We start from the raw sequence: 292 nt of genomic DNA on the forward strand, positions 1-292 counted from the left end.
CTGTTAAACCTGTGGCTCCTGTCACTCCGGTTGCACCTGTTAGACCTGTGGCTCCCGTCTCTCCAGTTGCTCCTGTTAAACCTGTGGCTCCCGTCTCTCCAGTTGCTCCTGTTAAACCTGTGGCTCCTGTCACTCCGGTTGCACCTGTTAGACCTGTGGCTCCCGTCTCTCCAGTTGCTCCTGTTAGACCTGTGGCTCCCGTCTCTCCAGTTGCTCCTGTTAAACCTGTGGCTCCTGTCACTCCAGTCGGCCCTGTTACGCCCGTAGCTCCGGTTACTCCTGGAAGTCCAGT

At 57.2% G+C, this 292-nt stretch carries 1 protein-coding gene; it reads right to left on the reverse strand.

Features of this window, described 5'->3' with window-relative positions; all coding sequences use genetic code 11:
* Positions 1-292 (reverse strand): hypothetical protein (locus QSJ46_RS17235; RefSeq protein ID WP_285605084.1); only part of this gene is annotated, 292 nt, incomplete at both ends.

The sequence above is a fragment of the Bacillus sp. YKCMOAS1 genome (genome assembly GCF_030268125.1).
GTDB lineage: Bacteria > Bacillota > Bacilli > Bacillales > Bacillaceae > Bacillus > Bacillus safensis.